Source organism: Thermogladius sp. (assembly GCF_049970955.1).
In the GTDB taxonomy this organism is placed as follows: domain Archaea; phylum Thermoproteota; class Thermoprotei_A; order Sulfolobales; family Desulfurococcaceae; genus Thermogladius.
In genome coordinates this window covers 1-5,065 of sequence record NZ_JBMFLY010000060.1, presented here as the reverse complement: position 1 = coordinate 5,065, position 5,065 = coordinate 1, and the positions used below count along the sequence as shown (strand labels likewise).

General features: G+C 62.1%; 5 protein-coding genes. All 5 read right to left on the bottom strand.

The features are described from left to right. Positions 1-146: 146 nt before the first annotated feature. A complete protein-coding gene (locus ACP5VX_RS06135) occupies positions 147-2,048 on the bottom strand; it encodes a phosphoenolpyruvate carboxykinase (GTP) (RefSeq protein WP_428725004.1) in 1,902 nt (633 codons plus the stop codon). A gap of 44 nt (positions 2,049-2,092) precedes the next feature. Further along, positions 2,093-2,764, bottom strand: a complete 672-nt coding sequence (locus tag ACP5VX_RS06130; protein ID WP_428725003.1) for a hypothetical protein — start codon at positions 2,762-2,764, stop codon at positions 2,093-2,095. A 4-nt stretch (positions 2,765-2,768) separates the two neighbouring features. Beyond that, positions 2,769-3,182, bottom strand: a complete 414-nt coding sequence (locus tag ACP5VX_RS06125; protein WP_428725002.1) for a PPC domain-containing DNA-binding protein — start codon at positions 3,180-3,182, stop codon at positions 2,769-2,771. Then, complete coding sequence (locus ACP5VX_RS06120; protein WP_428725001.1) at positions 3,182-4,393, bottom strand: pyridoxal phosphate-dependent aminotransferase; 1,212 nt, start codon at positions 4,391-4,393, stop codon at positions 3,182-3,184. Before ACP5VX_RS06120 ends, ACP5VX_RS06125 begins: the two co-directional genes overlap by 1 nt. A 57-nt stretch (positions 4,394-4,450) precedes the next feature. After that, the coding region (locus tag ACP5VX_RS06115; RefSeq protein WP_428725000.1) for a dihydroorotase at positions 4,451-5,065 on the bottom strand (615 nt) is incomplete at its 5' end.

Here is a 5,065-nt window from a genome sequence, read left to right as displayed (position 1 = left end):
GTAGTGGAGCAGCACGTCAAGAACGTGCTGGAGATCTCGAGCCGCGGCTACGTCCTCGAGAACGGGAGGGTCGTGCTCGAGGGAGACGGCAGGAGCCTGCTATCTAACGAGATGTTGAAGAAGGCCTACCTGATATACTGAACAGACTACTTTTTGTCGAGCTGGAACGGGTCTATGTAGTCCCCGTACCTGAGCCTCGCCTCCTCGAGCCTCCTCAGCTGCTCCCTCATCACGTCGAAGAACACGGGGGGAGTGTCGGGGATCTTCCTGTACACCTCTACAACCCTGTTGACCCTCTCTATCTGTTTGGCCACCCTGATCTTGAACTGCTCCCTGTAGGCCTGCTCCGTGTACTCTTTTCCAAGCACCTCCCTGAACAGCTTGGCCAGGTCCTCGTAGACCGGTATGAGGCCCGTCGGCGACTCGAGAGCCTCCACGTCCCCGTGTACTCTCAGCTCTATCCACTTCAACCAGACCACTTTATCTGTCTTCTCGTTCAGGAACCTGCCCTCCTTGTCCCTGAGGAAGTAGTTGACGCTGTATATCTTGGGTAGGCGGGTCAACCTCTCCGCGAAGTCCAGGTGAAGCCTCAGGAACTCGCCGGGGGACACCGAGAGGAAGTCTAGTATGGCGTAGGGGTTGAACTCCTTGACCCCGACCTGGCCGAGGACCGCGGCAGTCCTCTCCGACTCGAGGGCGGCGGCCTTCGTCACGTTGCCGTGTACCCAGTCGAAGGCCTCCTCAACCGGGACGTTCGTGTCCGAGTCCCTCCCGCCGAATATCATCGCCTCCACGGGGACGCCCAAGGGGTCCTCTATCCTCGGGTCCAGGTTCCTCAGGTACTTGAGGTGCGTCGTGAACCTGGCGTTGGGGTGGGACGGGGGCACCTCCCTCCCTTTATCGTCCCTAAGCCCCGGCCTCCAGGGACCCGCGTAGTTTATCCCGCTCCTGGGGGGCTCGGGCCTCCCCCTCCACCAGACATCCCCGTCCTCCGTGAGGAGGACGTTGCTGAAGATCACCTCGGTCTCGGGGTCTAGGAGTATCCTGTAGATCTCCGGGTCGTCGACCGGGTTTATCCCGTCTATTATCCCGAAGGAGCCCACCTCGGGGTTTATCGCCCTGGCCTCACCGTTGTAGGCGTGTATTATCGCCAGGTCGTCGCTGACGAGCGTGTCTGCCACCAGCGCGGTGGACGTCTTGCCGCAGCCGGCGGGGTAGGCGCCCGTCACGTACGTCACCCGGCCCCCCGGCCCCTTGACCCCGACTATGAACATGTGCTCGCAGAGGAACCCCTCCTTCTTGCCCTGGTTCACGCACAGCCTGAGCGAGAGCTTCTTCAGGCCCACCGTGTTCCCGGCGTACTGGGTGTTCACGCTGTAGACTATGTTGTCGTCGAGGTCTATGTATATCCTCCTCTTCTCGACGTTCTTGCTCCAGCCCAGCTCGTTCCTCTCACCGGTCGCGTGCAGGAACCTCATGTACTTCAGCTTGTCGCCCCTCTCCACGAACACGCTGTAGCAGACCCTGTACAGTATGTTCTCGCTGTGGGCCACGTACGCCGAGTCCGTTATCTGGACCCCGTAGAGGGAGAACGGCGAGTCCCTCGGCCCGAAGCAGTAGAACCCGATGTACATCGTGTTCCCTCTCATCACGCCCTTGAAGAGCTCCCTGATCTCGGCTAGGCCCCTCTCCCTCTCGAGCGTGTTCACCATGGCTATACTGTGCCCTGGCGGGACCAGTATCCTCGTGTTCTCCCTGTCTCTCGCCAGGTCGTACGGCCCGTCGAAGTGCACGGTCTTGTTCTTGTACTTCGTAGGGAGCTCCTCCCTGTTCTCTAGGGCACGCCTCTTTATGAACTCCAAGTCCTCGGGCGAGCCCGTGTTGACGTAGATCCTCTCCGGGTCGGCGGTCTCCGCCACGTCTGCGACCCAGCTGTGGAGGCGGGGGTCCGGGATCGCGAGGAGCCTCTCCAGGTGCTCCCTGTCGGCATACCTCCTAAGGACCTCGACGACCCTCTCGGATACCCCTCTAGGTAGTGAGGTTGGCATGTAGCACCCCCTAGTTAACAAGTGCTACACATATACGTATATATCTACTTGAAGACCGGTATGTTGTGCGAGGCGAGGAAGTCCATGTACTCCCGGTCCCCGACGAGCCTCCGATAGGCCCTCGTCAGGTTCACGGACCTCAACAGGTAGTCGTTGAAGTACCTCAGGGAGAACTCCACGAGCCTACCGAACAAGTCCCGGCTCAGCTCCCCTAGCGCGAGTAGGGTGAGCAGGTCGAAGGGCGTGGGGACGACCTCCTCGAGGGCGGTGTAGTGGGCGCCGGGGTTCGCCTTGAGGGTCGCGTAGGCCTTGACGTAGTCGTCAACGACCGTGAACTCCCCCAACTCCCGCACCGGCTGGGCGTCTCTCCTGAACACTCGCACCCACTCCTCCAAGTCGGCTACCCCGTACACGTCGGCTCTAATGATGAGGGAGGCCACATCGACGGCCCTGTACCTGGCCTCCTCGAAGTCCACTTCGCCGAGGTAGCACTCGACGCGCGGCGTGTCAGTGGAGGCGAGCAGGCCGAGGACGGGCCGCCAGACCCTCGCGATGCTCGCGGGGACCCCCCTCTCCCTCAGGCTGTCCGGGCCTAGTCGGCGGGCGTCCTCGCACAGGGAGCCCGGGATTGGTACGGCAACCGACCCGCGCGCACGCCTAATAAAGGAGGCCAGCTTCCTGTAGCCGCTCTCCGTGAAGGTGGTGAAGACGTACATGAGGCTAGACGTCCCTGTGGAAGAAGACCTCTCTCACCACGTCGCCGACCTCTACGAGGAACACCTCTAGAAACGGGTCGACTAGACCGCTGACCAGGTGGCCGGCGGCGCTACCCCTACGCCACGCCAGGTTGACGTGGAGGTGGACCGAGACGTGGCCGCTGCTCGTCACAAGGTAGTTGCCCAGCATCGGCGCCACCTCGAGCGTCTCGTCCGCGGCAGCGTCGAGCGTCTGTACAACGTACCTGCCGGCCCCCCTGTCGTAGACGCCGAGCTCCGCGTGCTTCAAGCCCCCTATCGCCAGCACCAACCCTCCCCTCAGCCCCCTCTCGAGCACGGCGGTAGCGATGGCGTCTGGGACGACGGAGTTCCTCTCCAGCCTGACGGGGTAGACCCCCTTAACGGCGTAGGCGGACACTAGGCCTCGCCCAGGTACTCCCCTATGAGCTTGATCCCTTCTTCAATGGTCTTCTCGTCGTTGGTGACAAAGGTTATCCTCAAGTGGTTGGCCCCGGACGGGCCGAATATGGAGCCCGGCAACGCGACTACGCCCTTCTCCTCCGCTAGCTTGACGGCCAGGTCGAGGTCGCTGACCTTCATCTCGGCCAGGTAGCTGGAGAGGTCTGGGAACACGTACATGCTGGCGGTGGGCTTCACGACCCTCGCCCTGGGGAGGTACTTTCTCACAGCCTCGTAGGCGGCGTCCCTCCTCCTCCTGTAGATCGGGAGGACGTACTCGAGGTACTTCTCCTTATACCCCTTCCTCAGGTAAATTGTGGCGAGCCACTGCATCGGTACCGGGGCCACGATGCCGAGTATCCCCTTGAGCTTCACCATCTCGCGGGCTAGCTCCTTGTTGAACGTGTAAACGTAGCCGAGCCTGCCGCCCGGTATCGCGATGTCCTTCGAGAAGCTGCCGATGTTAACGAGCACGTCGGGGTTCTCCACGTACTTCTCCAACCAGACGTGCTCCCCCTCGTACACCAGGTGCTTGTAAGCCACGTCGTAGAGTATCCAGACGCCCCTCCTCGAGGCCTCCTCGGCAATCGCCTTCGCGACCTCCCTGCTTATAACCCTCGAGGTCGGGTTGTCGGGGCTGGCGAAGAGGACGGCCTTGACCTTCTTGATCTTGTCCAGGATACAGTCCACGCTCGGCTGGAACCCTGTGTCGACGCTCTCGCTACACCACTCGGCCTCCAAGCCGAGGAAGGTGAGGGTGTCCCAGTACATGCTGTAGCAGGGCTCTAGGAGCAGGACTCTGTCGTTGGGGTCCGTGGTAGCGTACAGCGAGAGGATGATGCCGTCCATCCCCCCGGACGTGACCACGATGTTGTCGGGCGGGACGTCGACGCCCCCGTACTTCTTCAGGTCGGCGCTTATCTCCTCCCTCAGCTCCGGCAGCCCCTGGGTGGGGGCGTAGCGGAAGGCCGTGAACGTGTTCTTCGACATGAACTCTATGAACTCGGCCAGCGCGCTCGCGTCCGGCGGTAGGCCGGGCTGCCCCGCCGTGAAGTCTATGACCCTCCTCCCGCTCCTCCTCAGCTGGTCTGCAAGAGCTACGAGGACCCTGTGAGGCGAGGTCTTGATCGCCCTGCTCCTACGCGAGACGCCCGTCATCAGACCACCCACGTGTTAGAATCGTTTTTGGACAATAAAATAAGTCTAATTTATTCAAGAGTACGCCGCTCACCGGACCGGCTTGACCCAGGAGCCCACCGGCTTTCCCTCCACGACTCCGTCTCTAGCCACCACTACCCCCTTCAGTATCGTGTACTTCACCCTCCCCTTGAGCCTCCAGCCTATGTAGGGGGACAGCTTGTGCTTGTAGTACAGGTCCTCCTCCCTGACCACGTACTCCTCTCTCGGGTCTACGACGACGAGGTCCCCGGAGCTACCGGGTGCTATCTCGCCCTTCCACGGCCAGAGCTTGAACAGCTTGGCGGGGTTCCTCGCCATTAGTAGGGGTATCCGCCTCACGTCGATGAAGCCCCTGAGCGCCAGGTCGAGCATGAGCGGGAGCAGCGTCTGGACACCGGGCATACCCGAGGCCGCCGACCATATGTCCCCGCTCTTCTCCTCGGGAGCGTGGGGCGCGTGGTCGCTGCCAACGGTGTCGATCAGCCCGCTGTTCACCGCGCGGAGCAGGGCCTCGGCGTGGTCCCTCCCCCTTATAGGCGGGTTCACCTTGATTAGGGGGCCGTACTTCTCGTAGTCGTCCGCCGACAGGACCAGGTAGTGCGGGCAGGTCTCGGCGTACATGGAGACGCCCCTCCTCTTGAACTCCTCGACGGCCTCGAGCGC

Bases quoted from the DNA above. Each gene is read 5' to 3' on its own strand.
- ACP5VX_RS06135 (WP_428725004.1), bottom strand. From the start codon at position 2,048: ATGCCAACCTCACTACCTAGAGGGGTATCCGAGAGGGTCGTCGAGGTC.
- ACP5VX_RS06130 (WP_428725003.1), bottom strand. From the start codon at position 2,764: ATGTACGTCTTCACCACCTTCACGGAGAGCGGCTACAGGAAGCTGGCC.